The organism is Microbacterium azadirachtae (assembly GCF_025583665.1).
In the GTDB taxonomy this organism is placed as follows: Bacteria; Actinomycetota; Actinomycetes; order Actinomycetales; family Microbacteriaceae; genus Microbacterium; species Microbacterium azadirachtae.
Window position 1 is genome coordinate 1,192,200 of sequence record NZ_CP099706.1, and the last position, 25,937, is coordinate 1,218,136.

A 25,937-nucleotide genomic window follows, 5' to 3' on the forward strand; every position below is an offset into this window, starting at 1 on the left:
CTCGATGGATCAGATGCCCGTGGGCGCGCGGACCTACCGCGCGCCCACGGGCATCGCCGTTCTCGTGGTGTGCGCGGCGATCGCGGTGTTCCTGCTCGGCGACGCCGTGATCCGGGGGAGCTGGGGCCTGATGCTCCTGCTCGCACCGTGGGTGCTGCTCGTGCTCTGGCTCATCTACGTGATCAGCGTCGTGTCGATGGTGCACGTCGACGAGGAGGGCGCCAGGGTGCAGAACTTCCTGCGGCGCACGCGGTTCGGGTGGCGCCGGGTCACCGAGCTCGACCTGCGCTGGCAGCTGGACTTCACCCTCGACGACGGCCGCTCGCTGGCGTGCTGGGGCGGCCCTGGACGGATCCAGTCGCCGCGCATGAAGCGCTCCGGCGAGCTCAACGTGCCGCAGAGCCTCCAGACGCTCACCGACGTGCGCGCCCGCTGGGAGAACGCGATCGAGCGTCCCGCCGGCGCCGTGGGGGAGGGCGCGGACGCGCCGATCCGGCGCAGCTGGGACTGGCCCGCGCTGGGCGCCCTGGCCGTGATCGTCGTCTGGGCGGCGATCGCGATCGCGGTCACCCGCTGACCCCGCCTCGATGCGCCGGGTCCGCGCGCCTCAGTGCGGCGGCAGGCCGAAGAGCGCGGGCCAGGTCGTGGCGACCCACGGGTAGCCGACGAACACCGCGGCGTCGATGAGGAAGTGCGCCACCAGGAACGGCAGGAGCCGTCCCGTGCGCAGGAACAGGAAGCCGAAGAGCAGCCCCATCCCGAGGTTGCCCACGAACGCCCCCGGCCCTTGGTAGAGGTGATAGCTCGCGCGCAGCACGGATGTCGCCAGCACGATCGTCCAGGGGCCCCAGCCGAGCTGACGCAGCCGGGCGAACAGATAGCCGAGCACGACGAACTCCTCCTGGATCGCGGCGCGCGCCGCGGAGAGCAGGAGGACCGGGATCGTCCACCAGTACGCGCTCTGCGCGCCGGGGTCCACGGCCACGAAGAGCCCGGTGAGCCGTCCGACGACGTAGAGGGCGAGGCCCGGAACGCCGATCGCGAGCACCAGGGAGGCGCCCCATCCGATGTCGCGTCCGATGCGGCGCCCGTCCAGGCCGAGGGCGCCGAGACGCGGTCGTGCCGGGAGCCAGAGCAGGAAGCACACCAGCAGCACCGGTGCCACGGAGAACGCGATCCCGAGCAGCTGGTACAGCAGGTCGAACACCTGCCGGTCGGAGAGCGCGGGATTCAGCGTCGCGGACTGCTGGGCGAGCGGCGTCGGGCGGGAGTAGCGGTCGATGAGCTGCACCACGGCGTAGACGGCCGACTGCCCGAGCCCGAGCGCGAGCACGATCGCGATCTCCCACCGGAGCCGCGTCCGCGACGGCGCGTCCGGCGGGGGCGGGGGCAGGGCAATCCTCATGCGTCGAGCGTAGGGCGGAGCCGTATGGATCCGCCGCGGGTGCGCGGGCGGGTCTGTCCGCAGAGGGCGTCCAGGTGCGGTGATGTATCCTGAAGAGTCCGGAATCCCGGGCGAAACCCCATCTGCATTGGATTCCTTCATGGCGCACGCCCTCCGTTCCGATCTCCGCAACGTCGCCATCGTCGCGCACGTCGACCACGGCAAGACCACGCTGGTCGACGCCATGCTCCGCCAGACCGGATCCTTCGGCGAGCATGCGCACGTCGAGGAGCGCGCGATGGACTCCAACGACCTGGAGCGTGAGAAGGGCATCACGATCCTCGCCAAGAACACGGCGATCACGTACAACGGCGTGCACACCGACACCCCGATCACGATCAACGTGATCGACACCCCGGGCCACGCCGACTTCGGCGGCGAGGTCGAGCGCGGCCTGTCCATGGTCGACGGCGTCGTGCTGCTCGTCGACGCGTCCGAGGGTCCGCTCCCGCAGACCCGCTTCGTGCTGCGCAAGGCGCTCGAGGCGAAGCTGCCCGTCATCCTGCTCGTGAACAAGACCGACCGTCCCGACGCGCGCATCGCCGAGGTCGAGGAGGAGGCGCACGACCTGCTGCTGGGCCTCGCGTCCGACCTGGTCGACGACGTGCCGGACCTCGACGTCGACGCGCTGCTCGACGTGCCCGTCGTGTACGCCTCGGGGCGCGCCGGTGCCGCCTCGCGCACCCGCCCCGACAACGGCTCGCTGCCGGACAACGACGACCTTGAGCCGCTGTTCGAGGCCATCCTCGAGCACGTGCCGGCTCCGGCGTACGACGACGAGGCGCCGCTGCAGGCGTGGGTCACCAACCTCGACTCCTCGCCGTTCCTCGGCCGCCTCGCGCTGCTGCGCATCTTCAACGGCACTCTGAAGAAGGGCCAGACCGTGGCCTGGGTGCGCGGCGACGGATCCACCAGCAACGCCCGGATCACCGAGCTGCTCAAGACCCGTGCCCTCGAGCGCTACCCCGCCGAGGAGGCCGGCCCCGGCGACATCGTCGCGATCGCCGGCATCGCCGACATCACGATCGGCGAGACGATCGCGGATCCCGAGGACGTGCGTCCGCTGCCGGCCATCACGGTCGACGACCCGGCGATCTCGATGACCATCGGCACCAACACCTCGCCGCTCATGGGCAAGGTCAAGGGGCACAAGCTCACCGCCCGCATGGTCAAGGACCGTCTGGACCGCGAGCTCATCGGAAACGTCTCCCTCAAGGTCGTCGACATCGGCCGCCCCGACGCGTGGGAGGTGCAGGGCCGCGGCGAGCTCGCGCTCGCGATCCTCGTCGAGAACATGCGCCGCGAGGGCTTCGAGCTCACCGTGGGCAAGCCGCAGGTGGTCACGAAGAAGATCGACGGCAAGACCTACGAGCCGTTCGAGCACCTCACGATCGACACGCCGGAGGAGCACCTCGGCGCGATCACCCAGCTCCTCGCGAACCGCAAGGGCCGCATGGAGAACATGACCAACCACGGCACCGGCTGGGTGCGCATGGAGTTCATCGTCCCCTCGCGCGGTCTCATCGGATTCCGCAGCGAGTTCCTCACCACCACCCGCGGCACCGGCATCGCGAACGCGATCTCGCACGGCTACGAGCCGTGGGCCGGCCAGATCACGACGCGCCAGAACGGCTCGATCGTCGCCGACCGCACGGGCGTCGTGACCCCGTTCGCGATGATCGCCCTGCAGGAGCGCATGTCGTTCTTCGTGCAGCCCACCGAAGAGGTCTACGAGGGCATGGTCATCGGCGAGAACTCGCGCGCCGACGACATGGACGTGAACATCACCAAGGAGAAGAAGCTCACCAACATGCGCTCCTCCACGGCGGACAACTTCGAGTCGATGACGCCGCCGCGCCTGCTCACGCTCGAGGAGAGCCTTGAGTTCGCCCGTGACGACGAATGCGTCGAGGTCACGCCCGAGAAGGTGCGCATCCGCAAGGTGATCCTGGACGCGACGGTCCGCGGCCGTGAGGCCTCGCGCCAGAAGCGCCAGGACGCGAACGGCTGAGACCCTCCTCCGAAGGCCCTGCCCGCCACCCGGCGCGGCAGGGCCTTCGTCGTCAGCGCAGCTCGGAGATGAGCACCGCGGAGGTGCCGGGCTCGAGCGCCTCGAACACGTGCCCGGCGTCTCCGGCGTAGGAGAGGTAGTCGCCCGGATGCAGCTCGACGGCCTCGTCCGCGGGACCGATCAGCGCACGGCCGGTGATCAGCACCACGTGCTCGGTGGTGCCGACGTGATGCGGCTGGGAACGGCGCGGCTCGCCCGGCTCGGCCTGGATGACGTAGATGTCGCGGCGTGCGCCCGGGGGACAGGCGGCCACCAGGGTCGCCACGTACGGAGCCGCGGCGGAGGGCACTCCGGCGTGCTCGCCGGCGCGGATCAGCGTCGGCGCGTGCGTGCGCTCTTCGACGAAGGCGGCGAAGGGGAGGCCGAGGGCGTCGGCGATCGCCCAGAGCGTCTCGACGCTCGGCCCGGTGGACCCGTTCTCGAGCTGGGACACCGTCGCCTTGGAGACGCCGGCGCGGCGGGCGAGCTCGGACACGGAGATCCCCGCAGCCTCGCGCTCGCGACGCAGGGAGCGGGAGATGCGTTCACGGAGATCATCCATGCGGCCAGTATTCCAAACGATCGTTCGCGTTGACAAACACCCCAACCCTGTTCAGAATGATCGTCATGCGTTCAGAGGAGCGAACGATCGACCGGGGCGAGGAAGAGTCCGCCGCGGAGGTCCGCACAGCCCGCCGGGAGGCGTTCGGCGTGGCCCTCGCCACCAGCGCGTACGGCATCTCCTTCGGGGCGCTCGCGGTGGCGAGCGGCTTCGACGTCTGGCAGACGTGCGTGCTGAGCCTGCTGATGTTCACCGGCGGATCCCAGTTCGCCTTCGTCGGGGTGATCGGTGCCGGCGGGCTCGCGGCGGCGCCCGCGGCGATCGCCTCGGCCCTGCTCCTGGGCGTGCGCAACGTGGCGTACGGCATGCGGATGTCTCCCGTGATCGGCCGCGGGGTGCTTCGCCGCGCCGCCGCTGCGCCGTTCACGATCGACGAGTCCACCGCCGTGTCGCTCGCGCAGACCTCGCCGCGGGCGCGCACGGCCGGGTTCTGGATCACGGGCCTGGGCATCTACGCCGGCTGGAACCTGACGACCCTGCTCGGGGCGCTGCTCGGGGACGTGCTGGGGGACCCGAAGACCTATGGACTGGACGCCGCCGCGGCCGCCGCCTTCCTCGCCCTGCTGTGGCCGCGGCTGCGCCGGCGCCAGGCGATCGCCGTGGGCATCGCGGCAGCGGCCGTGGCCACGGCGCTCACTCCGGTGCTGATCCCCGGCCTGCCGGTGCTGGTCGCGGCGCTCGTCGCGATCGTCGTCGGCTGGTTCAACTGGCTGGGGCCGAAGGCGGTCTCCGCGGAGGGGGAATCATGACGCTCTGGAACGCGGTGCTGCTCGCGGCGATCGGCTGCCTCGCTCTCAAGGGGGCGGGCTATCTGGTGCCGGCGTCGGTGCTGGAGGCGCCCCGTCCGGCACGCATCACGGATCTGCTCACCGTCGCGCTGCTCGCGGCGCTGGTCGCGGTGCAGGCGCTCGCGTCGGGCCAGCACATCGTCGTGGACGCGCGGGTGCCCGCAGTGCTCGTGGCGGCGGGACTGCTGTGGCTGCGGCAGTCGTTCCTCATCGTGGTGATCGCCGCGGCCGTCGTCGCCGCCCTCCTGCGCCTGGTCGGCTGGGCTGCCTGAGACACCGCGACAGGTGCGCCGCGTAAGCTCGAGGGATGCGCGGATCATGGCTCAGCCGAGTGCTCTCCTGGGTGGCTATGCTCGTCGTGGGCGCGGTCTTCGGGCTGGCGGCGACGGTCACCCACGCATCCTCCCTCTGGGGCGTGAACGGGGTGGGGCTCGCGCTCGGCATCGTCGCGTGCGGCGGGATCCTGCTCGCCGTGCGCCTGCTGCTGCATGATCGCTGGGCGGCGCTGGTCACCGGTCTCGGCATGCTCGCGGGGATGGTCGTGATCTCCGGACGCGGTCCCGGCGGATCGGTCATCGTGCCGAACGACCTGCTGGGCGTGGTGTGGACCTGGACGGTCGCCGGCATGGTGCTGCTGGTCGCCGCCTGGCCGGACTTCGGTCGCATCCGCCGGCTCCAGCAGGAGCAGGCGGCCCGCACCGCCGGGGCGCGCCCCGGCTCGGGAGAGGTGTCGGTCGACGGGTCGTAGACTTGACCCGTGACCTATGTGATCGCTCTTCCCTGTGTCGACGTGAAGGACCGTGCCTGCGTCGACGAGTGCCCCGTGGACTGCATCTACGAGGGTGAGCGCTCCTTGTACATCCACCCGGATGAGTGCGTGGACTGCGGTGCCTGCGAGCCGGTGTGCCCGGTCGAGGCCATCTACTACGAGGACGACCTCCCCGAGGAGTGGGCCGACTACTACAAGGCCAATGTCGAGTTCTTCGACGAGATCGGCTCCCCGGGCGGTGCCGCCAAGGTCGGCGTGATCCATCACGATCACGCGATCATCGCCGCCCTGCCGCCGCAGGGCGAGTAGCCGGCATGTCCGTCCGCGACCTCGCCGACTACCCCTGGGACGCGGTCACGCCGTTCCGCGAGCGCGCGGCTGCGCATCCCGGCGGCATCGTCGATCTCGCGATCGGATCTCCGGTCGATCCCACCCCGGAGATCATCCGCCGGGCGCTCTCCGAGGCGACCGACGCGCACTCCTACCCGCAGACGGTCGGCACCCCGGCGCTGCGCGAGGCGATCGTCGAGTGGTACGCACGACGTCGCGGCGTGCCGGACCTGCGCGTGGACAACGTGATGCCCACGATCGGGTCGAAGGAGCTCGTGGCGCTGCTGCCGACGCTGCTCGGACTCGGTCCCGGCGATGTCGTGGTGCAGCCGCGGGTCGCCTATCCGACGTATGCCGTCGGCGCGCAGGTCGCCGGTGCGACCGTGGTCAGCGAGGACGACCCGGCGCTCTGGCCGGAGGGCGCGAAGCTCATCTGGATCAACACCCCGGGCAACCCCGACGGGCGCACCTGGACGGTGCCGGAGCTGGCCGCGGCCGTGACCCGGGCCCGCGAGCTCGGCGCGGTCCTCGCGAGCGACGAGTGCTACGCCGAGCTCGGCTGGGACGGACCGTGGGCGACCGAGCCGGTGCCCAGCGTGCTGGATCCCCGCGTCACCGGCGGAACGCGTTCGGGTCTGCTCAGCGTCTACTCGCTGAGCAAGCAGTCCAACCTCGCCGGGTACCGCGCGGCGTTCGTCGCCGGGTGCGCTCGCGTGGTCGGCGAGATCCTCACCGCGCGCAAGCACCTCGGGCTGATGCCGCCCGCGCCGGTGCAGCACGCGATGGAGGTCGCCCTGCGCGACGACGAGCACGTCGCCGCGCAGAAGGAGCTCTACCGGCGCCGTCGCGAGGTGCTGCGGCCCGCTCTCGTCGACGCGGGGTTCCGCATCGACGGCTCCGAGGCGGGCCTGTATCTGTGGGCGACCGAGGGCAGGGACGCCTGGGAGTCGATGGGCCGGCTCGCCGATCTCGGGATCCTGGCGGGTCCGGGACCGTTCTACGGCGACCATTCGCCCGAGCACGTGCGGCTGTCGTTGACGGCGCCCCTGGAGCGCGTCGAGGCGGCGGCGGCACGCCTCCGCGGCAGCGTTTCGTAGGTGTCCACAGTGCCTGCCCGTGCAGTCTTGGCCGTTTTCACAGTAGGTCCGGACGGGGGATAGGCTGTACAAGCGTCGCGATCCGCGCCCACCGGCACCGATCGCACATCCCCCATCGACAGACGCATGAGGAGGTCTGCGTGAGCGCAGCGGGCGAGCGGCCTACGAAGGCGACGCTGACAGTAGGCGAGACGACCGCGGAGTTCCCGGTCCTGCACGGCACCGACGGGCACAGCAGCATCGATTTCTCCACGCTCACGCGCCAGACCGGTCACACGGGTCTGGACTACGGCTTCGTGAACACGGCGTCGACGAAGTCGGCGATCACGTTCATCGACGGCGACAAGGGGATCCTGCGCTATCGCGGCTATCCGATCGAGCAGATCGCGAACTCCTGCTCGTACCTCGAGGTCGCCTGGCTGCTCATCTACGGCGAGCTTCCGACGCCCGCCGAGCTCGCCGAGTTCGACGAGAAGATCCGCCGGCACACGCTCCTCCACGAGGACCTGAAGCACTTCTTCCAGGCGCTTCCCGACAACGCGCACCCGATGGCGGTGCTGTCCTCGGCCGTCGCTGCGCTCTCGACCTACTACGAGAACGAGTCGGATCCGCACAATCCGGAACACGTCGAGCTCAATACGATCCGCATGCTCGCAAAGCTCCCCGTGATCGCGGCCTACGCGCACAAGAAGAGCATCGGGCAGGCGTTCCTGTACCCGGACAACTCCCTGAGCTTCGTCGACAACTTCCTGAAGCTGAACTTCGGCGTGCACAGCGAGCCGTACGAGATCAACCCGGTCATGTCCAAGGCGCTCGAGCTGCTGCTGATCCTGCACGAGGACCACGAGCAGAACGCGTCCACCTCGACCGTGCGCCTGGTCGGCTCGACCGGTGCGAACCAGTTCGCCTCCATCTCGGCCGGGATCCAGGCGCTCTCAGGTCCGCTGCACGGCGGCGCGAACGAGGCGGTGCTGACGATGCTCGCGCAGATCCGCGACTCCGGCCAGAGCATGCAGCGCTTCGTGGAGCGCGTGAAGAACAAGGAAGACGGCGTGAAGCTCATGGGCTTCGGGCACCGCGTCTACAAGAACTACGACCCGCGCGCGAAGCTCGTCAAGGCGGCGGCGGATCAGGTGCTCGCCGAGCTCGGCGTCACGGATCCGCTCCTCGATCTCGCGAAGGAGCTCGAGGAGATCGCCCTGGCTGACGAGTATTTCCAGGAGCGTCGGCTCTACCCGAACGTCGACTTCTACACTGGCGTCATCTACAAGGCCATGGGCTTCCCGACGCGCATGTTCACCGTGCTGTTCGCGATCGGCCGCCTGCCCGGCTGGCTTGCGCAGTGGCGTGAGCTGAATCTCGACCCGCAGACCAAGATCGGCCGCCCGCAGCAGCTGTACACGGGCTCGCAGGAGCGCGACTTCCGCCGCAGCTGAGGTCGAGGAGATCCCGGGACGCCGCCTCTTGACGGCCCCGGGCAGGCGGGTGTACGACTCTCAATGACTGGGGGCGGTCGGGGACGGTCGAGGTCGACCTGACGACGCCGCGAGACGGTTCGGGACCGGCAGGACGCCGGAGCTCGTGATCACCGTCCACGACGATGCGAGGCAGACGGCACGAGCGTGCGCGGCCGCATCCGTCACGGCGTCCTGAGCGTCCCCGGGTGAGCGCTGCCGATGCCGGTCACCCGATCACCCGTGGGAGGTTCTCATGTCTGACAAGCACAACATCGAGACGCCGCACGAGCGACGCCCCTTCCATGACCACGGTCACATGGACGTCGTCACCCTCGGCGACTTCACGCTGGGGCGAGGCGTCTTCGAGCCGGGCTGGCGATGGTCGAACGATGTCAAGCCGATCGCGGGCACCGATTCGTGTCAGACGCATCACACAGGGATCTGCCTCGAGGGGCGGATGACCGTGCGGTTCGACGACGGAACCGAGCTCGACATGGGGCCGGGCGACGTGGTCGACCTGAGCCCCGGGCACGATGCCTGGACGGTCGGCGACACGGCCTGCGTCTTTCTCGACACGGGTGTGAAGGGCTACGCGAAGCCGGCGTGAGCCGTTGTGCGGCGGCCGCGGGCCGGAAGCCTCGCGACCGCCGCAGTGCTCAGCGCGTGGTCGGGGTGCCCTGGGGGCGCGACGACCGGCGACGACGCCGACGCGCGGCGGGTGCCGGCGCGGCGACATCGCCGGTCGTGTGCCGCGGCTGACCCTGGCCCTGCCCCTGACGCGGCTGGCCCTGGCGCGGGGATCCGGAAGCGCCGGAGGCCGGCTTCTTCCTGGCGGGCTGCTGCGCAGCGGGCTTCGGTGCGGGCTTGACGTAGGCCGCCTTCGCGCCGATCAGCTCGACCACGGCGGGGGAGGCGGCGGAGACCGGCTCGATGGCCGCCGTGATCTGCGCCTTGCGGAGCAGATCCTTCACGTCGCGCCGCTGCTCGGGCAGCAGCACCGTGACGACGGTGCCCGCGGCGCCGGCGCGCGCGGTGCGGCCGGAGCGGTGCAGGTACGCCTTGTGCTCTGCAGGCGGATCCACATGCACGACCAGGTCGACGTCGTCGACGTGCACGCCGCGCGCGGCCACGTCGGTGGCGACGAGCACGCGCACGCCGCCCTCGGCCGGGTCGGCGGAGAAGGCGGCGAGGTTGCGCTCGCGGGCGTTCTGTCCGAGGTTGCCGTGCAGGTCCACGGCCGGGATCCCGGCCGTGGTCAGCACCTTGGCGAGCTTCTTCGCCTGGTGCTTGGTGCGCGTGAACAGGATGCGCCGGCCGGCGCCCGAGGCGAGCTCGTTGACGAGCGTCTTCTTGGACTCGGCGTCGGCGACCTCGAGGACGCGGTGCGTCATCTCGCCGACGGGGACGCTGGCCTCGTCGACTTCGTGGCTCACGGCGTTGGAGAGGAAGCGGCGCGCGAGCACGTCGATGCCGTTGTCGAGCGTCGCGCTGAACAGCAGACGCTGGCCGCCCTGCGGGGTGGCCGCGAGGATGCGGGTGACGCCGGGAAGGAAGCCGAGGTCGGCCATGTGATCGGCCTCGTCGAGCACGGTCACGCGCACCTCGTCCAGGCGCACGACGCCCTGCTTCATGAGGTCTTCGAGACGGCCGGGGCAGGCCACGACGATGTCGACGCCGCGGCGCAGGGCCTCCTCCTGGGGGCGCTGGCTGACACCGCCGAACACGGTGGTGACGCGCAGGCCCGCGGCCTTGGCCAGCGGGGCGACGGTCGCCGCGATCTGCGTGGCGAGCTCGCGGGTCGGTGCCAGCACCAGGCCGCGCGGATGCTGCGGGCGGGACGTCGCTCCGGTGAGGCGGGCGACGAGGGGGATCGCGAACGCGAGGGTCTTGCCGCTGCCGGTGCGGCCGCGGCCGAGAAGGTCGCGTCCCGCGAGGGAGTCGGGCAGGGTGCCCTGCTGGATGGGGAAGGCTTCGGTCTTGCCGTCGCCGGCGAGCACCGCAGCCAGGGGCGCGGGCACGCCGAGATCGAGGAAGGAAGGCATGGATATCTCCTGGACCGGATACGCCGGTCGCATACAGGCGCCGGGGTGCGGCGCGAAAGGTCGCCGCTCGGGAACCGGATCACGAGGGGGAGCGGGGCTCCACTTCCAGGGATGATGAATCCAGGGATCCGGGATGGCGACGAGATGCCGGAGACTCCGACATCTCGTCCATCCTATCCCGGATACCCGGATGCCGCGTTCAGACGGCCTCGACCAGCTCGGGCGCCGTGGTCGACGCGGTCGGAGTGCTGGTGCGGGTGCGCACCGCCCAGACGATCGCGCCGGCCAGGAGAGTGCTGACCGCGACGAGCGCCCAGGCCGTCGCGAAGCCACCCGCGGTGCCGTGCGCGGAGGAGCCGAACACGATCGCACCGGTCGCGGCGGATCCGATGGCGGATCCGATCGTGCGCAGGTTCGCGTTCACGCCGGTCGCGACGCCGGTGACCTGCGCGGGCACGCTCTGCACGACGATCCCGGCCGAGGCCGCGTAGGCGAGACCGCAGCCGATGCCGAACCCGGCGCCTGCCAGGGCCAGCTGCCACGGGGCGGAGTGCGCGAGCGCGGCCGCGGCGCCCGAGGCGCCCATCAGCACGGCGCCGATCACCAGCAGGGTGCGCAGGGAGAGCACCCGATTGAGGGCGCCGGTCGCGAAGCCCACGCCGCTCATGCCGATGAGCATGGGCACGAGCATGAGTCCGGCATCGCGGACCGACAGTCCTGTGCCGCCGGCCGAGGACGCGAGCTCGAGGAACTGGGGCAGGTAGCCCCAGAAGGCGAACACGCCGGCTCCGATCAGCAGCGAGGCGGCGTTCACCGGCCAGATCGCGGGCGAGGCGAGCAGTCGCAGATCCACGAGGGGCTCCGCGGAGCGCAGTTCGGACAGGATCCACGCGGCGAACGCGAGTGCGGCCACGGCGAAGAGCACGAGCACGGCCGGCGACGTCCAGCCCCAGCGCGCCCCGGTGCTGAGCGGGACGAGCAGCGCGACCAGCCACAGCGACAGCAGCACCGACGAGCGCCCGTTGACGCGGCCCTGAGTGCGCAGCCCGGTGTCGCGGACCGCGGCCAGGGTGAGGAAGGCGCCGAGGGCTGCGACCAGGAACGGCACCGCGAAGGTGCCGCGCCAGCCCACGAGGTCGGCGAGCGGGCCGGCGAGCACCGTGCCCGCCGCGCCGCCGATGCCGATCACGGCGCTGACGATGCCGATCGCCCCGGTCACGCGCTCCCGGGGGAGCGCGTCGCGGAGCAGCCCGTACGCGAGGGGGAAGAGCGCCCCGCCGATTCCCTGCAGCACGCGGGCGACGATGAGCACCTCGAGCGACGGGGCGACGGCGGCGAGCACGTCGCCCGCCGCCGTCACGCCGAGGGTGACGAGGAAGGTCGTGCGCCGGCCGCGCAGATCGCCGACGCGGCCGAGGGTGGGGGTGGCGACCGCGGCGGCGATGAGCCACGCGGTCATCGTCCAGCTGGCGGCGTCGGCGGTCACGCCGAACTCGGCCTGGACCAGCGGGACGAGCGGGATGACGAGGTTCTGCAGAAGCGCGATGGAGGAGACCGCCACGGCGATCGCGACCAGGATCGAGGTGGATGAGCGGGACATGAGTTCCCTTCCGAAGCCTGGAGAAGAGGGGTAAAGTGAGAGGAGACCTCCGAACGGAGGGTGCCTCCGGATTGAGATTAGCGGAGGGTGCCTCCGCTTTGCAAGAGGTTCATGAAGACTTTTCTGGAGGGACGGCACGATGGGCGGTCAGAACCGGGCGACGGCCACGCTGGAGGAGCGGCGTCCGCGTCGCGCCGACGCCGCGCGGAACTTCGACGCTCTCGTCGCCGCCGGTCGTGCGGCGTTCGCCGAGGACGGCTCGGACGCGTCCCTCGAGGACATCGCCCGTCGTGCGGGCGTCGGCATCGGCACGCTCTACCGCAACTTCCCGACGAGGGACGACCTCATCGAGACGCTCTACCTGCGCGAGGTCGCTGCGCTCGCGGACGCGGCCGACGAGGTCGCCGATCTCGAGCCGTGGGCAGCGTTCGAAGCCTGGCTGGACCGCTTCGTGGAGTACGTCGGCACCAAGCACGTGCTCCTGGACGGCCTCAACCGCGAGTCCTCGGTGTTCGCCGAGTGCCGCGGCGTGATGCTCGGCGCCGGCGAGCCGCTGCTGGCCCGCGCGCAGGCCGCGGGCGCCGTGAAGGCGGATCTCGCGATCGCCGACGTCGTCAAGCTCATCGGCGGCGTGAGCGCGGTCGCCTACGACGACGACGCGCAGCGCCGCCGCGTGCTCTCGCTCGCGGTCGGATCGCTCAAGGCGTAGCCGTCCGCGCCCGGACGCTCAGGCGTGCAGGGCCTCGTTGAGGGTCACGCCGACGCCGGCGCGGCGAACGGCCTCGACCGCGCCCGAGAGCGAGTTGCGTCGGAACAGGATCCCGTTCTCGCCGCTCAGCTCGGCGCCCTTGACGACGGGGCGACCGCCGTCCGCCGTGGGGGCGGCGTCGGCGAGGACGATCTTCGTGCCCGCGGTGACGTACAGCCCCGCCTCGACGATGCAGTCGTCGCCGAGCGAGATCCCGATGCCGGCGTTCGCCCCCAGCAGGGTGCGCGCGCCGATCGAGACGCGGTGCGTGCCCCCGCCGGACAGCGTGCCCATGATCGAGGAGCCTCCGCCGATGTCGGATCCGTCTCCGACCACGACGCCCTGCGAGATCCGCCCCTCGACCATCGAGGCGCCGAGCGTGCCGGCGTTGAAGTTCACGAAGCCCTCGTGCATGACGGTGGTGCCGGGGGCGAGGTGCGCGCCCAGGCGCACCCGCGACGCGTCCGCGATGCGCACTCCCGCGGGCAGGACGTAGTCGGTCAGCCGCGGGAACTTGTCGACGCCCGTGATCTGGATCCCGGCGCGCTGCAGCAGCGGGCGCAGGCGCGCCGCGTCGGCGGGGAGCATCGGACCTGCGCTGGTCCATGCGACGTTGGGGAGGTGCGCGAAGATGCCGTCGAGGTTCAGCTCGTTCGGGCGCACGAGCAGGTGCGAGAGGGCGTGCAGGCGCAGGTACGCGTCGGCGGTGGACGCGGGCGCCTCGTCGAGGTCGATCGTCAGCTGCACGGCCTCGACGGTCACGTTGCGTCGCTCGTCCGCGCCGGCGAGCGTCTCGAACGTCATCGCCGAGGCGGCGAGATCGCCCGCGGAGGGCGCGCCCGCCGCGACCTCGGCGAACCACGCGTCCAGAACGGTGCCGTCCCCGGCGATGGTGGTCAGGCCGGAGCCGTGGATCGTGCGCGCATCGGTCATGCGTCCACGCTACCGAAACCTCCTGTCCAGCTTCGCCTTCATGACGCGGCGCTAGGGTGGGGGCATGCCGCTCGATCTCACCGCCTCCGCGGCGGACATCACCCGCGCGATCTGCGACATCCCCAGCGAATCGGGATCCGAGGCGCACCTCGCCGACCTGATCGAGGAGTCGATCCGCGGCCTCGCCCACCTCGAGGTGATCCGCGAGGGGAACACGATCGTCGCCCGCACGCACCTCGGACGTGCGCAGCGCGTGGCGATCGCGGGGCACATCGACACGGTGCCCATCAACGGCAACGTGCCGACCCGCGATGTCGAGGTCGACGGCGTCCCCATGATCCAGGGCCGCGGCACCGTCGACATGAAGGCGGGGGTGGCGGTGCAGCTGAAGCTCGCCGCCGAGCTCGTCGAGCCCGCGGTCGACATCACGTGGATGTGGTACGACAACGAAGAGGTCGAGGCCGCGCGGAACGGCCTGAAGCTGCTCGCAGAGAGCCGGCCCGACCTCTTCCAGGCAGACTTCGCGATCCTCGGCGAGCCGTCGAACGGCGAGGTGGAGGGCGGCTGCAACGGCACGCTGCGCGCCGTGGTGCGCACCACCGGGGTGCGCGCGCACTCGGCGCGCGCCTGGATCGGCGAGAACGCGATCCACCGCGCCGCGCCGATCCTGGCCCGGCTGGCCGAATACCGTCCGCGCGAGATCGCCGTGGACGGCCTGGACTATCGCGAGGGCCTGAACGCCGTGCGCATCAGCGGCGGCATCGCGGGCAACGTCATCCCCGACCTGTGCGAGGTCGAGGTGAACTACCGGTTCGCCCCGAGCCGTTCCGCCGCCGCCGCCGAGGCGCACGTGCGCAACGTGTTCGTCGGATTCGACGTGGAGATCACCGATGTCGCCGAGGGAGCGCGCCCGGGCCTGGATGCGCCGATCGCGCAGGAGTTCGTCACCGCCGTGGGCGCGACGCCGAAGCCGAAGTACGGCTGGACCGACGTCGCGCGGTTCTCCGCGCTCGGCATCCCCGCGGTCAACTACGGTCCGGGGGACCCGCATCTCGCGCACCACGACGAGGAGAGGGTCCCGATCGCGCAGATCACGGCCACCGAGGACGGCCTGCGCTCCTGGCTGCGCGGTGCCTGAGGTCGCCGCCCTGCCCCGCTGGGCGGCACGGTCGTACGCGCGCACGCCCGCCTGGGCGGGGATCCTCGCGCTCTACCTGGGCGCGCGGCTGATCACCACGGCGATGCTGCTGATCGCGACCGGGCTCTCCGGCAGCCCCGGATCCCGGTTCGGCGCGCACGCGACGATCGCGTCGTTCGTGAGCGGCTGGGACGCGCAGTGGTACTGGTACATCGCCGTCTACGGCTACCCGACGACGCTGCCGCTCGGACCGGACGGGCACATCACCCAGAACTCGTGGGCGTTCCTGCCGCTCTACGCGTGGGTGTCGAAGGCGGTCGGCCTGCCCTTCGGCGAGGGCGGATGGCCCATCGGCGCCGCGATCGTGTCGCTGGTCGCCGGCTATCTCTGCTGTCTCGTGCTGTTCCGCATGATGCGGGACAGGATCGGGCGGATGGCGGCCGTCTGGACCGTGATCTTCTTCGCGGCGGGTCCCCTCGGGGCCCTGTTCCAGGTCGGCTACGCCGAGGTGCTGAACATGCTGTTCCTGCTCCTCGCCCTGGACGGCCTGATGCGGCGCCGCTACGTGCGGCTGTATCCGCTCATCGTGCTCATGGCGTTCACCCGGCCGGGGGTGCTGGCGTTCGCGCTCATGCTCGGTCTCATGCTCGTGCTGCGCTGGTTCCGACGCCGCGCCGACCCGCTGTCGGGTCGCGAGATCGCGCACTACCTTGGCCTCGGCGCGCTCGCGGTCGTGACCGGCTTCGCCTGGCAGGTCATCGCCGGGATCGCGACCGGCGTGCCGAACGCGTATCTGGAGACCGAGCTGAGCTGGCGCGGGTTCTGGATGCCCCAGCACGGCGCGCCGTCGTTCGCGCCGTTCGAGGGATGGCTGTCGGCGATGCCGTATTGGGCGCGACTGCTGGGCGTGCCCGGCTGGGTCGGCCTCGTCGTGCTCGGCCTGGCCGTCCTGCTGTTCGCCGCAGCGCTCGTCCTCGGCCCCGGCGTGCGGCGGCTGGGCCCGGAGATCCGCCTCTACGCGGCGAGCTACGCGCTCTATCTGCTCGCGGTGTTCTTCCCGCAGTCCAGCACGCTGCGGCTGATGTTCCCGCTCGCGCCGCTGTGGGGCGCGGTGGGCTGGCGCCGCTCCTGGTGGCTGCGCGGCGCCGTGCTCGTGGTCTGCCTGGGGCTGCAGTGGGTGTGGATCTCGAACGTCTACGGATACGCCGACACCTTCTGGCGCGTGCCCTGAACAGCGCGGTCGCGGTAAGCGGTGTCCCAGCACCCACTAATATGGAACCTGTAGACCACCGAGGAAAGGGAGCACCGCGATGGCAGCGATGAAGCCGAGGACCGGCGACGGACCGATGGAGGCCGTAAAGGAGGGCCGGCTCATCATCGTGCGCGTCCCGCTCGAGGGCGGCGGACGCCTGGTCGTCTCCGTCAACGACGCCGAGGCGAAGGAGCTTCACGACGTGCTCAGCAGCGTCGTGGCAGCCGCCTGACGACTCGCACGATTCCACGAATCACGAAAAGGGACCGCCGATCTCGGCGGTCCCTTTCTCGTGTCTCGGTCTCTCGGCTCAGGCCGCGGCGATGCTGGTCAGCTGGAGCAGGCCCTCGCCGACGGTGCTCAGCGCCGCCAGCACGGCGGGGGACTGCTGCGTCTCCTGGATGAGGGAGCGGTAGGCCACGGTCACGTCGTCGCGCTGCACCGGATCCGCGACGCGTCCGCCGGCGAGGATGCGCGGCACCAGCACCGTCCCTCCCGCGCGGACCAGCCTCAGGCCGTGCTCGACGTACTCGATGACGTTCTCCGGATCCGCATCCACCAGCACGATGTCGTAGGCCGCCTCGTTCATGCGGGGCAGCACGTCGGCGGCCCGGCCGGCGATGAAGCGCGCCCTCGTCGGGGGGATCCGCGCGTCCTGGAACGCCGTGCGCGCCGCGGCGAGATGCTCGGGCTCGTTGTCGATGGAGGTGAGCACCGCCTTCGGCGCGCCGCGCAGCAGCCACAGGCCGGAGACGCCCGCTCCGGTGCCGATCTCGACGATCGAACGCGCTGCGGTGGCGGCGGCGAGCACGGCGATCTGCGCGCCGACGGCGGCGCTGATCGGCTGCGCTCCGAGTTCCACCGCGTGCGCCCGTGCCCGGGCGATCTCGTCCGGTTCCACGATGGCCTCGCGTACGTACCGCGCGTTGGCGTCCTGCTCGCTCACTTCGACTCCCTAGCGGTCGTTCAGTGCACCGCGTGTTTCTCACTCAGCGTAGGCGCAGAGCGTGCGCGAGGCGGCCAGGCGCGGCGGTACCCTTGTGACATGTTCTTCGGCATCACCATCGAGAAGCTGCTCGTGATCGGCGTGATCGCAGCCCTTCTCGTGGGCCCCGAGCGGCTCCCGCGGTACGCGGAGACGTTCGCGCGCCTGGTCAAGCAGGCGGGCGACTATCTGCGCGGGGCCAAGGACCGCATGCGCGAAGAGGTCGGTCCCGAGATCGACGAGCTGGATTGGCGCAAGCTCGATCCGCGCCAGTACGACCCGCGCCGGATCATCCGCGACGCCCTGCTGGACGACACCCCGGCAGCACCGCGTCCCGTGGCGCCGGCGGCACCGGCCGAATCGGCGCCCGCCGCCGCTCCCGCCGCAGGATCGGCCGCCGCGCTGCTGGCGACCGCGACGGCGATGAATGCGGCGTCCGCCGGGGCCGAGCCCGCTTCGACGGCTCCCGCCTCCCGGGCGCCGAAGGTCTTCTCCGCCGACGAACTGCCGCCGTACGACAGCGAAGCCACCTGAGGCGCAGATCCGCGGCTGGCCGAGGCGATCAGCTCAGGCTGAGCGGCAGGTGCCGCCCGGCGAGCGAACGCCCGGAGCGGTCCACGGCATCGGCGACCGTGAGGATCGCCCGCGCGGCAGGATCCTCCGGATCCGAGAGCACGACCGGAGCGCCGGCATCGCCGCCCGCGCGCAGCGCCGGGCTCAACGGCACCGAGGCGAGCAGGGGCACCGGATCCGCGCCCTTCGAGAGGGCGTCTGCGACCGCCTGGCCTCCGCCGGACCCGAACAGGTCGAGCGAGCTGCCGTCCGGCAGCGTGAGCGCAGCCATGTTCTCGACGACGCCGATCACGCGCTGACCCGTCTGCCGGGCGACCAGACCGCTGCGGATCGCGACCTCTGCGGCCGCCTCCTGCGGGGTGGTCACGACGAGCACGTCGGCGTGGGGGAGCAGCTGCCCCAGGGTGATCGCGATGTCGCCCGTCCCCGGCGGCATGTCGATGAGGAGCACGTCGAGGTCGCCGAAGAACACGTCGGTGAGGAACTGCTGCACGGTGCGGTGGAGCATCGGTCCGCGCCAGGCGACCACCGATTCGCCCTCGCGGAGGAACATCCCGATCGAGATCGCCTTCACGTCATGCGCGACCGGCGGCAGCATCAGGTCGTCGATGCGGGTGGGCTGCGTGCCGGGCGCGATGCCCAGCAGCCCCGGGATGGAGAAGCCGTGCACGTCGGCGTCGATCAGTCCCACGCGGCGGCCGCGCGCGGCGAGCGCGACCGCGAGGTTGGCGGTCAGCGTCGACTTGCCGACCCCGCCCTTGCCGCTCGTGACCGCGATCACGCGCGTGAGCGAGTCCGGTCCGAACGGCATCTGCCGCGGTGCCCGGCCGTCGCGCAGGCGCTCGGTGAGGGCGCGCCGCTCGTCGGGCGTCATCACGCCGACCGCGACCTCGACGGTGTCGATGCCGGGAACCGCGGCTGCCGCCGCGTGCACGTCCGCCTCGATCCGGGTCGCGGCGGGGCAGCCCACGATGGTGAGCACGATGCCGACATGCGCGACGGCGCCCTCGACCGTGATGTCGCGGAGCATGTCGAGATCGGCGAGCGGACGGCGCAGCTCGGGGTCGGTGACGGCGCCGACGGCGCGACGGACCTCGGCGGCGAGCGCGTCGGTCACGGAGCCTGCTCCGCCGGATCCTCGTCGCGCAGCTCCGCGAGCATCGCTCGGAGTTCTGCGCGCAGCACCTCGCGGGTGACGCCCTGCGACGAGCGCTCCTCGAGAGCCATCCGCAGGGCGACGATCTCCCGGGCCAGGTACTCGGTGTCGGCGAGATTGCGCTCCGCACGCTGGCGGTCCTGCTCGATCTGCACGCGGTCGCGGTCGTCCTGCCGGTTCTGCGCGAGCAGGATCAGGGGAGCGGCGTACGAGGCCTGCAGCGACAGGATCAGCGTGAGCAGGGTGAAGTTCGTCGCGGCCGGGTCGAACTGCCATTCCTTCGGCATCGCGATGTTCCACCACAGCCAGATCGCGACGAACACGCTCATCCCGATGAGGAAGCCCGAGGTCCCCATCGCACGGGCGAACGCCTCGGAGAAGCGCCCGAACGTGTCGCTCGATCCGGAGGAGGTGGCACCGCGGCCGAGCATGCCGGAGCGACCGCGGGGAAGATCCAGTCCCCGGCGGTCCGACTTCGCCATCATCCCGCTCCGCCCTGCGTCGGGACGGACGGTTCCGCATCGTGCGAGCGCCAGTCGTCGGGCAGCAGGTAGTCGAGCACGTCGTCCACGCTGATCGCGCCCACCAGGCGGTGGGCCTGGTCGACCACGGGGAGTGAGACGAGGTCATAGCTCGCGAGCATGCGCGCGACCTCCGCGGCCGACGCGGTCGCCGGCACCGGCTCGAGCGTGTCGTCGACGATGGCGCCGAGCCGCTCGTGCGGGGGATAGCGCAGCATGCGCTGGAAGTGCACGACCCCGAGCAGGCGCCCGGTGGGCGTCTCGAAGGGGGGCAGCGTGATGAAGACGGCCGCGGCCAGCGCGGGATGCAGCTCGTGCCGGCGGATCAGCGCCAGCGCCTCGGCCACGGTCGCGTCGGCGGAGAGGATGATGGGCTCCGGCGTCATCAGACCGCCCGCGGTGTCGGGGCTGTAGCGCAGCAGCATGCGCACGTCCTCGGCCTCCTCCGGCTCCATCAGCTCGAGGAGGTGCTCCAGGCGCCCCTGGGGGAGCTGGGCGAGGAGGTCGGCGGCGTCGTCCGGCTCCATCTGGTCGAGGATGTCGGCGGCGCGCTCGTCGCCGAGCCGGTCCAGGATGTCCATCTGGTCGTCCTCGGGCATCTCCTCGAGGGCGTCGGCGAGACGCTCGTCGGGCAGCTCCTCGGCCACCTCGATGCGGCGCTGCTGGGGCAGGTCGAGCAGCGTGTTCGCGAGGTCTGCGGGGTGCATCTCCGAGAACGTCGCGACGAGCTGCTCGGCGGACTGCGCCTCGCCCGGACGGTTGTGCTCGCGCACCTCGTTCCAGGTCGCGAAGGTGGTGGGCCCCTTCGCGAACGGCGACGCGCTCGTCTTCGGCTTGCGCAGGAACAGCTGGCTCACCGACCATTCGCCGAGCCGGTTCGGCTCGATCGCCACATCCTCGATCACGGCCGTCCCGGAGGCGTCCGCGAAGTCGACGCGGCGTCCGATGAGCTCGGCCATGATCCGCACCTCGCCGTTGCGCGGCTTGAAGCGGCGCACGTTCATCAGCCCGGAGGAGATCACCTGTCCGGTGCTGATCGAGCCGACGCGTCCGATGGAGAGGAACACCTGCCGGCGTCCGGGGATCTCGCACACCAGCCCGATCACGCGCGGGGCCGCGCTACTTCGGTACACGACGACGACATCTCGGACTTTGCCGATCCGGTCGCCGGCGGGGTCGAACACGGCGCACCCGGCCAGGCGCGCGACGAAAACCCGCTGTGTGCTCATGGTTCCAGCGTAGTGTCCTGAGCCTAGGGATCCGGGGTGGGTGACGGCATCCGGCGGTCTCCGGGCGGCCGCGTGGAACAATGGTCGGATGAGCATGCTGAACGCGTCGGGCCCCGCGGGCGAGATCGGCGAGACGGTCGCCACGGTGACCGAGTACGAAGCCGCGCAGAAGCTCGTCTCGCAGCTGATCGCCGGCGAGATCCCGGCGAGGGCGATCGCGATCGTGGGCGTCGGCGTGCAGACCGTCGAGCGGGTCACCGGGCGCCTGGGCTATGCGAACGCGGCGCGGTCCGGCGCCGTCAACGGCGTGCTCATCGGCCTGTTCCTGTCGGCGATCTTCGTGCTCGGCAACCCGGCGGTCCCGATGCAGGCGTTCGTCGGGATCCTGTTCGTGGGCGTCGCGATCGGCATGATCCTCAGCCTCGTCACCTATTCGATCGTGCGGCGCCGTCGCGACTACGCGAGCGTGATGCAGCTCAAGGCGGACCACTACGAGGTGACCGTGCTGGCCGCCTCGGTCGGCAAGGCGCGCCAGGTGCTGGGCCGGTCGGTGACGCCGACGCCGCGCCCGGCTCCGTCGGCCGTGGCCGAGCCGCCTCAGTACGGCGAGCGGGTCGACGAGCCGCCGCGCTACGGCGAGCGCGTGATCCCGGAGCGGCCGCCGCTGCCGCCCATGCCGCCGGCCGCGCCGGCCCCGGTCGAGGGGACGGCCCCGGAGGCCGCGCCCGCCGACGGCGAGCAGCCGGCCGAGGGCGAGCGATCGGACGGCGACGGCTCGTCCCGATGATGCCCTCGGGCGAGGAGCGGTTCCGTGCCCCGGTGCGGCTGCCCGGCGGACCCGTCGAGGTGTCCGCGGCGTTCGCCCCTGCGGCGACGGATGCGACGGAGGCGCCGATCGTCGTGATCGCGCACGGCGCCGGCGCCGGGATGGATCACCCCTTCCTGCTCGGATTCGCCGCGGCGCTGCAGGCCGCAGGGCTCCACGCTCTGCGCTTCACCTTCCCGTACATGGAGGCGGGCCGGAGGATGCCGGGTCCCGCTGCGCACGCGCTGCTGACCTGGCGCGCCGTGACGGCTGCGGCACGGCAGCGCGGGAACGGGCCCGTGTTCGCCTGCGGCAAGTCCTACGGGGGCCGGATGGCGTCGATGGCGGCGGCTGAGGAGCCCGGGCTCGACGTCGCAGGGCTCGCGTATCTCGGGTATCCGCTGCATCCGCCCGGCAAGCCGGAGAAGCCGCGGATCGAGCACCTGCCCGCGGTGGCGCAGCCGCAGCTGTTCGTCGAGGGGACGAACGACCCGTTCGTGCAGCCGCTCGCGCAGCTCGAGGAGGCCGTCGCCTCCTGCCGGAGTGCGCGGATCGCGTGGATCGACGGTGGCGGCCACTCGTTCGAGGTGAAGGGGAGGAAGCAGGCGCCGGCCGAGCTCGGCGCATCGCTGGCCCCTCTGGTCGCGGACTTCGCGAGGGGGATCGCATGAGCACCGCGCAGGAGCTGGACGCCATCGGGATCGAGCGGCTGCGCGAAGCCGGCAGCCTCAAGTGGTCGGCGTTCCCCGAGGCGATCGGCGCTTTCGTCGCCGAGATGGACTTTCCCACGGCCCCGGCGGTCGCCGACGCGGTGAAGAACGCCGTCGACGCGGGACTCACGGGATACCTTCCTGCCGCGGTGCGCACGCGCATGGCGGAGGCGACGGCCCGCTGGCAGCGCGACCGCTACGGCTGGGACGTGCCGCCGGAGCGGATCCGTCCAGTGCCGGACGTGCTGACCGCGCTGCGCACCACGATCGACTTCTTCACCGCCGCCGGCTCTGCGATCGTGCTGCCGACGCCCGCGTACATGCCGTTCGTGACCATCCCCGCGATGCACGGCCGCGAGACCGTCGAGGTCCCGATGCTCGTCGAGGGCGGGCGGCATGTCTACGACCTGGACGGAATCGACCGCGCCCTGGCCGACGGCGGTGGCCTGCTGATCCTGTGCAACCCCTACAACCCGCTCGGCCGGGTGTTCGAGCGCGAGGAGCTGGAGGCGGTCGCCGAGATCGTCGAACGACGGGGCGCACGGGTGTTCTCGGACGAGATCCATGCGCCGCTGGTGTTCGCGCCGCACCGGCATGTGCCCTACGCGAGCATCAGCCCCGCTGCCGCGGCGCACACGATCACCGCGACCAGTGCGTCGAAGGCGTGGAACCTGCCCGGTCTCAAGGCGGCGCAGGTGATCCTGACGAACGACGCCGATGTGGAGATGTGGGCACGCCCCGAGGTCGCCTGGGCCGAGCACGGCACGGCGAACCTCGGCGTGGTGGCGGCGACGGCCGCGTTCGACGAGGGGCGGGACTGGCTCGAAGAGACGCTGGCCTACCTCGACGGCAATCGCCGGCTGCTCGGAGACCTGCTCGCGGAGCACATCCCGGCGATGGGCTATCGCGCGCCGGAGGGCACGTACATCGCCTGGCTGGATGCTCGGGATCTGGGCATCGACGGATCCCCGGCCGACTTCTTCCGCACCCGCGCGGGCGTCGCGATGACCGACGGCATCGCCTGCGGCGCGGCGGGGGAGGGCTACCTGCGCTTCATCCTCGCGACCCCGCGCCCGATCATCGAGCAGGCCGTGCGGCAGATGGCGGACGCGCTCCGCGACCACGCCGCGCGCTGAGGTCCGATCGCCGGCTCGGACCCGCGTGCCGACGGGTGTCAGACGAACATGACCCGGCGCGGCGGCGGATCCGCGTGGGTGAGGTGTCGCGTGCGCTGTGCCGGCGCTCAGCCCGCCAGGTCCGGATCCGCGAGCAGGCGTCCCATCGTGCGCAGACCGAGTGCGGCCATGACGGCGTTCGTCCGCTCGTAGTACCACCCCAGGCCCATCGCCTGCTGCAGCGCCCACGCGGCCCCGCGCTGCCATTCGGCGTCGCCGCAGCCCAGGGCGGCCCTGAGTGCGAGCCTGTCCCGCCGATCGAGCACGTGCCACGCGACCACCAGGTCGAGGGCGGGGTCGGCCGGGCCGAAGGACCCGCTGTCCAGGACCCCGCCGAGCCGCCCGTCGTCCGAGAGCACGAGGTTCGGCGGGATCAGATCCCGATGCGACATGACCTCGACGCCCGGATGCGGTATCCGCGACAGGCGCGCCCAGAGCGAGCGCGCCGCGCCCACGTCGAGCAGGTGCGCGCTGCGCGCGAAGCACTCCGACATCCAGTCCTCGTGCGCGCGGAGGTCACCGCCGCGACCCCGGCCGTCGAAGCTCCGGCCGCGCAGCGGTGCGGCGCGCAGGGCGACGATGAGGTGCGCCAGATCCTCGGCGAAGCCGGGACACGTGCTCTCCGATCCGTCGGGCTCGCCCTCCGACGCGGTGCGCCCCGGGATCCACGTCTGCACCGACCAGGCGGAGGGGTAGCCGGCGTCGCCGTCGACGACGCCCACCGGGACGGGAGCGGGGAACGGCGCGACCGTCGCGAACTCCTCGAGAGCGGCCGCTTCGGCGGCGATCTCGGCGTACGAGGTCGGCTGCAGCGGGAAGCGCGCGACGTGCGCGTCGCCGATCCGGAACAGGGCGTTCACCGTGCCCGGCGTCGCGAGCGCGCGCACCGGCCGCCCCGCGAACGCGGGAAAGGCCGCCGCGATCCGTTCGGTCGCGGCGGCCTCGGCCACCCGGAGCTGTCCGGGACCCTTCGACGAGCTCAGGGACCGGTCCTCGGTCAGGACGCCGCGCCCTGCACCGTGGCGATCCACGCCTCGATCTCGGCGGAGGTGCGCGGGATGCCGGCGGAGAGGTTCACCGGTCCGTCGGCGGTGATGAGGATGTCGTCCTCGATGCGCACGCCGATGCCGCGGTACTCCTCGGGAACCGTCACGTCGTCGATCTGGAAGTACAGGCCCGGTTCGATCGTGAACACCATGCCTTCCTGGATCAGCCCGTCGTAGTACATCTCGCGGCGCGCCTGGGCGCAGTCGTGCACGTCGATGCCGAGGTGGTGGCTCGTGCCGTGCACCATGTAGCGGCGGTGCTGGCCGCCCTTGTCGGCGTCCAGCGCCTCCTCCGCGGTCACAGGAAGCAGGCCCCACTCGGCCGTCCGGCGGGCGATCACGTCCATCGCGGCCGCGTGCACCTCGCGGAACGGCACGCCGATCTTCGCGGCGCCGAAGGCGGCGTCGGCCGCCTCGACGACCGTGTCGTAGATCCGGCGCTGCACATCGCTGAACGTGCCGCTGACCGGGAGGGTGCGGGTGATGTCGGCCGTGTAGAGGCTGTCGGCCTCGGCGCCCGCGTCGATGAGGATGAGGTCGCCCGGCAGCACCGCGCCGTCGTTGCGGGTCCAGTGCAGGTAGCAGGCGTGCGGGCCGGAGGCGGCGATGGTGTCGTAGCCCTCCCAGTTGCCGTCGCTGCGGGCGCGCTGGTGGAACACGCCCTCGACGATGCGCTCGCCGCGCGGGTGCGCCACGGCGCGCGGAAGGTCGCGGATGATGTCGTCGAAGCCGTTCGCGGTGATCTCGACCGCGCGGCGCATCTCGGCGATCTCGTACTCGTCCTTGATCAGGCGCAGCTCGGAGACGACCTGGGTGAGCTCGGCGTCCTCGTCGACGACGAGGTCGTGCTCGCCCGCGGCGAAGTCGTCGAGGTGGGCGGTGGCGAGACCCAGATCCGCGGCGACGCCGCCCAGCGCCGGCCGGGGGCCGATCCAGAACTCGCCGATCGTGGCGTCGGAGTAGAACTCGCTCGTGGTGCGGTCCGCGCGCTCGCGGAAGTAGAGGGTGACGTCGTGCCCGTCGGTCGTCGGCTCGAAGACCAGCAGCGAGTCGGGCTCGGCGTCGGCGGCCCAGCCGGTGAGGTGCGCGAAGGCCGAGTGCGCGCGGAACGGGTAGTCCGTGTCGTTGCTGCGCTGCTTGAGGGATCCCGCGGGGATCACCAGGCGCTTGCCGGGGAACGCGGCGGAGAGAGCGTCGCGCCGCTTCGCCGCATACGGCGCCTGCGCACGCGGTGCGGGAAGGGTCTCGGGGCGCTCGGCCCAGCCCGTGGAGATGGTGTCGAGGAAGCCCTGGGGGAAGGGCTGACGGCGGTTGGCGGACGTCGAGGTGGTCGCGGTGGCGGCGTCGCCCTGCTGCTCGATCGTGTCGTGCTCGGAGGTCATGGCTCCATCCTCTCATCGCCCGGCGGGCCCCGGATCCCGCTCGTGACACGGAGAAGGGGCTCGGCAGGCCGAGACGGCGAGCCGA

Annotated in this window: 28 protein-coding genes; 17 read left to right on the forward strand and 11 right to left on the reverse strand. The window is 71.6% G+C overall.

Annotation, left to right across the window (positions count from 1 at the left end; genetic code table 11):
- Nucleotides 1–4 precede the first annotated feature (4 nt).
- A complete protein-coding gene (locus NFX31_RS05635) occupies nucleotides 5–577 on the forward strand; it encodes a PH domain-containing protein (protein ID WP_262956963.1) in 573 nt (190 codons plus the stop codon).
- 30 nt (nucleotides 578–607) lie between these two features.
- Here NFX31_RS05635 and NFX31_RS05640 read toward each other — a convergent pair whose 3' ends face one another.
- Entirely contained in the window at nucleotides 608–1,405 is a 798-nt protein-coding gene (locus NFX31_RS05640; RefSeq protein WP_045251435.1) for a CPBP family intramembrane glutamic endopeptidase, read from the reverse strand.
- A 139-nt stretch (nucleotides 1,406–1,544) separates the two neighbouring features.
- Between NFX31_RS05640 and typA the strand changes: the two genes are divergently transcribed.
- A complete protein-coding gene (typA, locus tag NFX31_RS05645; RefSeq protein WP_091740327.1) occupies nucleotides 1,545–3,455 on the forward strand; it encodes a translational GTPase TypA in 1,911 nt (636 codons plus the stop codon).
- A gap of 52 nt (nucleotides 3,456–3,507) precedes the next feature.
- Here the strand turns inward: typA and NFX31_RS05650 are convergent, their stop codons facing one another.
- Nucleotides 3,508–4,056 carry a helix-turn-helix domain-containing protein gene (locus NFX31_RS05650; RefSeq protein ID WP_045251437.1) on the reverse strand — a complete coding sequence of 183 codons (549 nt, stop codon included), beginning with the start codon at nucleotides 4,054–4,056 and terminating at the stop codon, nucleotides 3,508–3,510.
- Nucleotides 4,057–4,121: 65 nt separating this feature from the next.
- On the opposite strand from NFX31_RS05650, the gene NFX31_RS05655 reads away from it, so the two are divergent.
- The 7 genes from NFX31_RS05655 (at nucleotide 4,122) to NFX31_RS05685 (ending at nucleotide 9,164) form a co-directional block, all read left to right on the forward strand.
- A complete protein-coding gene (locus tag NFX31_RS05655; protein WP_045251438.1) occupies nucleotides 4,122–4,865 on the forward strand; it encodes an AzlC family ABC transporter permease in 744 nt (247 codons plus the stop codon).
- On the forward strand, nucleotides 4,862–5,176 hold the full coding sequence (locus tag NFX31_RS05660) for an AzlD domain-containing protein (protein ID WP_045251439.1): 315 nt from the start codon (nucleotides 4,862–4,864) through the stop codon (nucleotides 5,174–5,176). The genes NFX31_RS05655 and NFX31_RS05660 overlap by 4 nt, the downstream gene beginning before the upstream one ends.
- Nucleotides 5,177–5,211: 35 nt before the next feature.
- Entirely contained in the window at nucleotides 5,212–5,652 is a 441-nt protein-coding gene (locus NFX31_RS05665; RefSeq protein WP_262956964.1) for a histidinol dehydrogenase, read from the forward strand.
- 9 nt (nucleotides 5,653–5,661) lie between these two features.
- Nucleotides 5,662–5,982 (forward strand): ferredoxin, encoded by a 321-nt coding sequence (gene fdxA / locus NFX31_RS05670; RefSeq protein WP_045251441.1) that lies wholly within the window; start codon nucleotides 5,662–5,664, stop codon nucleotides 5,980–5,982.
- 5 nt (nucleotides 5,983–5,987) lie between these two features.
- A complete protein-coding gene (gene dapC, locus NFX31_RS05675; RefSeq protein ID WP_045251442.1) occupies nucleotides 5,988–7,100 on the forward strand; it encodes a succinyldiaminopimelate transaminase in 1,113 nt (370 codons plus the stop codon).
- A 140-nt stretch (nucleotides 7,101–7,240) separates the two neighbouring features.
- Nucleotides 7,241–8,536, forward strand: a complete 1,296-nt coding sequence (locus NFX31_RS05680; protein WP_082072397.1) for a citrate synthase — start codon at nucleotides 7,241–7,243, stop codon at nucleotides 8,534–8,536.
- Nucleotides 8,537–8,810: 274 nt separating this feature from the next.
- On the forward strand, nucleotides 8,811–9,164 hold the full coding sequence (locus NFX31_RS05685) for a cupin domain-containing protein (RefSeq protein WP_045251443.1): 354 nt from the start codon (nucleotides 8,811–8,813) through the stop codon (nucleotides 9,162–9,164).
- A gap of 49 nt (nucleotides 9,165–9,213) precedes the next feature.
- Here NFX31_RS05685 and NFX31_RS05690 read toward each other — a convergent pair whose 3' ends face one another.
- Together NFX31_RS05690 and NFX31_RS05695 are read right to left on the reverse strand one after the other, a co-directional pair.
- Nucleotides 9,214–10,599 carry a DEAD/DEAH box helicase gene (locus tag NFX31_RS05690; protein ID WP_262956965.1) on the reverse strand — a complete coding sequence of 462 codons (1,386 nt, stop codon included), beginning with the start codon at nucleotides 10,597–10,599 and terminating at the stop codon, nucleotides 9,214–9,216.
- 199 nt (nucleotides 10,600–10,798) lie between these two features.
- Entirely contained in the window at nucleotides 10,799–12,199 is a 1,401-nt protein-coding gene (locus NFX31_RS05695; RefSeq protein ID WP_262956966.1) for an MFS transporter, read from the reverse strand.
- Nucleotides 12,200–12,338: 139 nt separating this feature from the next.
- On the opposite strand from NFX31_RS05695, the gene NFX31_RS05700 reads away from it, so the two are divergent.
- Complete coding sequence (locus tag NFX31_RS05700) at nucleotides 12,339–12,908, forward strand: TetR/AcrR family transcriptional regulator (protein ID WP_262956967.1); 570 nt, start codon at nucleotides 12,339–12,341, stop codon at nucleotides 12,906–12,908.
- Between the two features lie 18 nt (nucleotides 12,909–12,926).
- On the opposite strand, the gene dapD is transcribed toward NFX31_RS05700, so the two are convergent.
- The gene (dapD, locus tag NFX31_RS05705) at nucleotides 12,927–13,880 is read right to left on the reverse strand and encodes a 2,3,4,5-tetrahydropyridine-2,6-dicarboxylate N-succinyltransferase (protein WP_091480625.1); all 954 of its coding nucleotides are present in this window, start codon (nucleotides 13,878–13,880) and stop codon (nucleotides 12,927–12,929) included.
- Between the two features lie 64 nt (nucleotides 13,881–13,944).
- Here dapD and dapE point away from each other — a divergent pair, with 64 nt between their 5' ends.
- The 3 genes from dapE to NFX31_RS05720 all read left to right on the forward strand — a co-directional run bounded on the left by dapE (nucleotide 13,945) and on the right by NFX31_RS05720 (nucleotide 16,502).
- Nucleotides 13,945–15,018, forward strand: coding sequence for a succinyl-diaminopimelate desuccinylase (dapE, locus tag NFX31_RS05710; RefSeq protein WP_262956968.1), 1,074 nt, complete (start codon nucleotides 13,945–13,947; stop codon nucleotides 15,016–15,018).
- Nucleotides 15,011–16,249 (forward strand): hypothetical protein, encoded by a 1,239-nt coding sequence (locus NFX31_RS05715; protein ID WP_248700478.1) that lies wholly within the window; start codon nucleotides 15,011–15,013, stop codon nucleotides 16,247–16,249. Before dapE ends, NFX31_RS05715 begins: the two co-directional genes overlap by 8 nt.
- A 79-nt stretch (nucleotides 16,250–16,328) precedes the next feature.
- The gene (locus NFX31_RS05720) at nucleotides 16,329–16,502 is read left to right on the forward strand and encodes a DUF3117 domain-containing protein (RefSeq protein ID WP_082072398.1); all 174 of its coding nucleotides are present in this window, start codon (nucleotides 16,329–16,331) and stop codon (nucleotides 16,500–16,502) included.
- 78 nt (nucleotides 16,503–16,580) lie between these two features.
- Here NFX31_RS05720 and NFX31_RS05725 read toward each other — a convergent pair whose 3' ends face one another.
- Complete coding sequence (locus NFX31_RS05725; RefSeq protein WP_045251448.1) at nucleotides 16,581–17,216, reverse strand: O-methyltransferase; 636 nt, start codon at nucleotides 17,214–17,216, stop codon at nucleotides 16,581–16,583.
- A 99-nt stretch (nucleotides 17,217–17,315) separates the two neighbouring features.
- Here NFX31_RS05725 and NFX31_RS05730 point away from each other — a divergent pair, with 99 nt between their 5' ends.
- A complete protein-coding gene (locus NFX31_RS05730; protein WP_045251449.1) occupies nucleotides 17,316–17,789 on the forward strand; it encodes a twin-arginine translocase TatA/TatE family subunit in 474 nt (157 codons plus the stop codon).
- 28 nt (nucleotides 17,790–17,817) lie between these two features.
- On the opposite strand, the gene NFX31_RS05735 is transcribed toward NFX31_RS05730, so the two are convergent.
- From NFX31_RS05735 to NFX31_RS05745, 3 genes are read right to left on the reverse strand one after another with little or no spacing between them, the layout of a single operon-like run.
- Entirely contained in the window at nucleotides 17,818–18,945 is a 1,128-nt protein-coding gene (locus NFX31_RS05735) for an Mrp/NBP35 family ATP-binding protein (RefSeq protein ID WP_262956969.1), read from the reverse strand.
- Nucleotides 18,942–19,466, reverse strand: a complete 525-nt coding sequence (locus NFX31_RS05740) for a DUF1003 domain-containing protein (protein WP_045251451.1) — start codon at nucleotides 19,464–19,466, stop codon at nucleotides 18,942–18,944. The genes NFX31_RS05735 and NFX31_RS05740 overlap by 4 nt, the downstream gene beginning before the upstream one ends.
- A complete protein-coding gene (locus NFX31_RS05745) occupies nucleotides 19,466–20,734 on the reverse strand; it encodes a magnesium transporter MgtE N-terminal domain-containing protein (protein ID WP_045251452.1) in 1,269 nt (422 codons plus the stop codon). Before NFX31_RS05745 ends, NFX31_RS05740 begins: the two co-directional genes overlap by 1 nt.
- Before the next feature lie 88 nt (nucleotides 20,735–20,822).
- Between NFX31_RS05745 and NFX31_RS05750 the strand changes: the two genes are divergently transcribed.
- From NFX31_RS05750 to NFX31_RS05760, 3 genes are read left to right on the forward strand one after another with little or no spacing between them, the layout of a single operon-like run.
- The gene (locus NFX31_RS05750) at nucleotides 20,823–21,521 is read left to right on the forward strand and encodes a YflT domain-containing protein (RefSeq protein ID WP_091480611.1); all 699 of its coding nucleotides are present in this window, start codon (nucleotides 20,823–20,825) and stop codon (nucleotides 21,519–21,521) included.
- On the forward strand, nucleotides 21,521–22,210 hold the full coding sequence (locus NFX31_RS05755) for an alpha/beta hydrolase family protein (RefSeq protein WP_045251454.1): 690 nt from the start codon (nucleotides 21,521–21,523) through the stop codon (nucleotides 22,208–22,210). Before NFX31_RS05750 ends, NFX31_RS05755 begins: the two co-directional genes overlap by 1 nt.
- A complete protein-coding gene (locus tag NFX31_RS05760) occupies nucleotides 22,207–23,385 on the forward strand; it encodes a MalY/PatB family protein (protein ID WP_262956970.1) in 1,179 nt (392 codons plus the stop codon). The genes NFX31_RS05755 and NFX31_RS05760 overlap by 4 nt, the downstream gene beginning before the upstream one ends.
- Before the next feature lie 107 nt (nucleotides 23,386–23,492).
- Here NFX31_RS05760 and NFX31_RS05765 read toward each other — a convergent pair whose 3' ends face one another.
- A complete protein-coding gene (locus NFX31_RS05765; protein ID WP_262956971.1) occupies nucleotides 23,493–24,455 on the reverse strand; it encodes a phosphotransferase in 963 nt (320 codons plus the stop codon).
- A complete protein-coding gene (locus NFX31_RS05770) occupies nucleotides 24,422–25,852 on the reverse strand; it encodes an aminopeptidase P family protein (RefSeq protein WP_262956972.1) in 1,431 nt (476 codons plus the stop codon). Before NFX31_RS05770 ends, NFX31_RS05765 begins: the two co-directional genes overlap by 34 nt.
- Between the last annotated feature and the right edge of the window lie 85 nt (nucleotides 25,853–25,937).